This window comes from Roseibacillus ishigakijimensis, assembly GCF_016595415.1.
GTDB lineage: Bacteria > Verrucomicrobiota > Verrucomicrobiia > Verrucomicrobiales > Akkermansiaceae > Roseibacillus > Roseibacillus ishigakijimensis.
Genome location: NZ_JAENIO010000077.1, coordinates 1 through 3,297 on the forward strand (window position 1 = coordinate 1; position 3,297 = coordinate 3,297).

Genomic DNA, 3,297 nt, shown 5'->3' on the forward strand with positions numbered 1-3,297 from the left:
GCTGCTGCTGCTGCTGCTGCTGCTGCTGCTGGCGCTGCTACTCGGTCGCGAGGAGGAGGAGCCAAAACCGCCCCGGCGGATGGTGCGCGAGGGATTGTTGGCTTGAAAGGCCCGCTGGCTGGCGGTGGGATTCTTTAAGGGGGCCTTGATTCGATCCGAGCTGCGCCCTTTGTTGGGCGAAGCCTCTGAGCTGGGGAAGGCCGCGCTGCTGGCCCGGGTGACCCCGCCCTTGTCCACCCGCCCCACACTGCTCTGATAGGCGGACTGACTCACCGGTTTGCTGCGCTCATAGCTGCTTGGGTAGCGATTGTAGCCATAGGGTGAGCTGTAAGGACGGTGATTGCTGAAGATATAGCCCATGATGAGGTAATCTGTCAGCGAGGGACCATAGTGGCGGTAGTAGTGGCCGTTTCCATAAACTTGCGGATTCCCCTGGGTCTGCACCTGTGCCTGTCCGTTCTCATCCCGGCTGATTTCAATCGTCGCCAGCTCTTGCACATCCCCTTCGGCCAGCTCGGTGCTGAGCGAAAAGCCCGTGATCTTGCCCTCTTGGTATTCATCCACCTTCACGTAGTCGATCTCATCATTCTCATCGAGGTCCAGATTGTTGATGCGTGGCTCCGCGGTGGAGTTTAGGCGAGCCTCGAGTCCGGCGGCATCCTTGACCGTTTTCAAGAGAGCGGTCACCGCCTGCAGGTCGAGCCCGTCCTGCGCCTCGCTCGTCGTGATGATGTTCACGCTTTGATTCACCACCGGTTGCTGTTCGTGGTAGCTGTGGGACAGGTTCTGCGAACGGCGGTTGTCGCAGGAATTCACCGCAATCAGGATGAAGAGAAAGGCGCCTACGCCGAGAAGGAGATTCTTGAGATCAGACATAAGGGAAAAGGGAACGCGTGCAGCCTAAGGCTGATTCTCCCATGCTTGCAAGTAATGACGAAAAATAGCCGGGTCATTGAGGGTGGTGATATCTCTTCCGTGCACCTTCAGTTGTTGGGGGGCAAAGGCCAAGGCTGCCCGCAAGGTCTCGGGGGTGAGGTAGCGCGTCGGCTCCTCCCAGTGGGCGGCGAGCAGGGCCTCGCGCAGTTCTCCGGCTGTGCGCTCCTCCTCTCGCACCGCCAACCACCAGCCCCAGTCGCCAAAGCTGGGCACATTGGCATGGAGGGGGAGGGCCGTCAGCCCGGCCGCCGCCATCGTGCGCCCAATGCAGGCAAAGGCCTCCCGCGCATGCCAGGGAGAGGTCGATTGCTGAATCAGCACGCCACCGGGGGCGAGCAACTGCCGCAATTGCCCATAGAAAGAAAGCCCGTAAAGCTTTGCTAAGCCGGGGGACGAGGGATCGGGAAAGTCCAGAATCACGACATCGTAGGGCCCCTCGGCCTCCGCCACCCAGCGCGAAGCATCCTGATGGACAATCTCCACCGTGGGTAGCGGCAGCTCTGGGGAAAGAAAGCGGCGCGCATCCTCCGGCACGAGCACCTCCTGCCGCTCGCCGGTGCCCGTGGCCGCCACCGTCCGCACCGCCACCCGCGGGTCCCGCAGCGCCCCACCATTGAGCTCGACCAAGTCTTTCTGCTCGCGGGCCATTTGCGTCATGAAAGGATCCAGGTCCACCAGAGTGATCGCCTCCACCTCCTCATGCTTGAGCACTTCCCGAGCCGCCAGGCCATCCCCGCCACCGAGGATGAGCACACGCTTTTTCCGCTCGTTCAGCAGAAAAGCGGGATGCGTCAGTAACTCGTGATAAATGTATTCGTCGTTCTCTGAAAACTGGAGATGACCATTGATGTAGCAGCGCAAATTCCCGTGGCGGCTCTCCGTGAGCACGATGTGCTGGTAGGGCGAATCCTTGGCAGACACCACCCGATCGCGATACAGCGCCTGTTCCGCCTGCAAGGCCCACTCGCTGGAGCGCCCGAGCCCCCAGAGAGCCAGCGCCATCACAGTTACGGTCGCCACTGTCCACCACCAGGGACGCCGCGTTTGGTCGCGGAAGGCCCACAGACAAGCCAGCATCGTCCCCAGCGTCAGCAGGGCCAGCACCAGTGCGGTCTGCGAAATCGTCAGCCGGGGAATGAGGAGAAAGGTCCAGAACAGTCCCCCCAGCAAGGCCCCCGCATAGTCCATGCGCAGCACCTTGCCCAAGTTCTTTCTCATCACCGGCATATAGGTCTCATTGAGCCGTGTGATGAGGGGAATCTCCAGACCAATGAGTAGTCCGCAAAGCGACACCAAGCCGTAGAGCACCAGGCCAAAATTGAGGGGGAAAAAGGCAAAGGCTTGAATGAGAAAAAGCGGGCCGAAGCCCCCCAGAATGGCGAGCAAAAGCTGGGAGCCCGCCAAGGTCGCCACCAGATGGCGATCCGGCAAACGCTGCTGCAGCTCAGCCCCCACGCCCATGAAGAAGAGCATGATGGCGATGACGAGCGCCCACTGCTGCACCGAGTTGCCCAGCAGATCGGACGAGACTTTGCTCAACGTGTATTCGTAAGCGATCCCGCACCCCCCCATCACAAAGATGGCCACCCCCAGCACCCAAGCCTGTCGTCGTTCTCTCACGTCATCCACGGTCTCGACTAGCGCCAATCTTTCCTGTGCCGCCAAGCAAAAAGTCATCCCACCGTAGCGCCGACGCCCCGTCCGCCCCAGAGTCTGCGTCCAGCAACGGAAGACCGGTGCCCTTTGAATTGCCCTCTTAACGGGGTCCTGTGTGTGGGCAGGAGTGCCCACGCTCCCTCCCCACCCACGCCCCAACGGGGCATCCCATACCAGCCCAGGGCAAGGCCCTGGGATTGTTGCCCGGCCATCATCCCAGCAAGACTGTGATCTCGCCACACCAACAATCCTGCTCGCAGCTGACTCCACTGATCACGAAAGCAGCCGCAGCATCGTCCACCCCCGAAACGGCGATGCACCACGCCTTCCTGACGATTTTTCCCAACGTCACGCCCCTGCTTCCTTCCCGAGCCCGAACGGGTCATCCCATACCAGCCCAGCGCACCGCTCTGGGGTTAGAACCTGGGATTTTGACATTATTGACGGCGAGAAAAAGTTTCTTCCCTCGTAAGAGCGAGAAAATGAGAGCGTGTAACATTTTCAGGTAAAACATGTTTTGTTTCCTGTGCTTCAAAGAAAGGTCGGCGGGAAAGCAATGATCCGAGCCATGAGATCGACGATCTGAGCCGTGAGATCAACGATCTGAGCCGTGAGATCAACGATCTGAGCCGTGAGATCGATGATCTGAGCTGTGAGATCGATGATCTGAGCCGTGAGATCGACGATCTGAACTCTGAGATCGAT

General features: G+C 60.1%; 2 protein-coding genes. Both read right to left on the reverse strand.

Features of this window, described 5'->3' with window-relative positions; translation table 11 throughout:
- On the reverse strand, window positions 1-876 hold an 876-nt coding region (locus JIN78_RS16530), incomplete at its 3' end, for a hypothetical protein (RefSeq protein WP_200393104.1).
- 24 nt (window positions 877-900) lie between these two features.
- Window positions 901-2,565 (reverse strand): polyamine aminopropyltransferase, encoded by a 1,665-nt coding sequence (locus tag JIN78_RS16535; RefSeq protein WP_200393105.1) that lies wholly within the window; start codon window positions 2,563-2,565, stop codon window positions 901-903.
- Between the last annotated feature and the right edge of the window lie 732 nt (window positions 2,566-3,297).